This is a genomic window from Burkholderia sp. SIMBA_062, assembly GCF_046534765.1.
In the GTDB taxonomy this organism is placed as follows: domain Bacteria; phylum Pseudomonadota; class Gammaproteobacteria; order Burkholderiales; family Burkholderiaceae; genus Burkholderia; species Burkholderia ambifaria.
Map to the genome: position 1 here is coordinate 1 of NZ_JAWRYD010000211.1, position 278 is coordinate 278.

Consider the following 278-nt stretch of genomic DNA (forward strand, 5'->3'; position numbering starts at 1 on the left):
GGGCCACCTCCGAGCCCGGGAATAGCTCGGCATACTTCGCGGCATCCAGCAGGCCGTGACGGATCAGGCGTATTACTTGATCACGTACACTGCTGGCTGCGCGGATCCCCTGCGCCGTCTCGGGATGGGCGAGGGTTTCCCCGCGACGCTCACCGTTCCAAGTGTTGTCGAGCAGCTCTTGCTCGCGGCCGTCGGCCCACATCTGCTGATGGCGCTTGTTGCATGTGAAGCCGGTGTCCGACTCGCTTTCACCGTCGACCCACTCCAGCCATTTGCAG

General features: G+C 63.7%; 1 protein-coding gene. It reads right to left on the bottom strand.

Annotated elements, in window-relative coordinates; all coding sequences use genetic code 11:
- The coding region (locus SB786_RS36080) for an Arm DNA-binding domain-containing protein (RefSeq protein ID WP_410731556.1) at window positions 1-278 on the bottom strand (278 nt) is incomplete at both ends.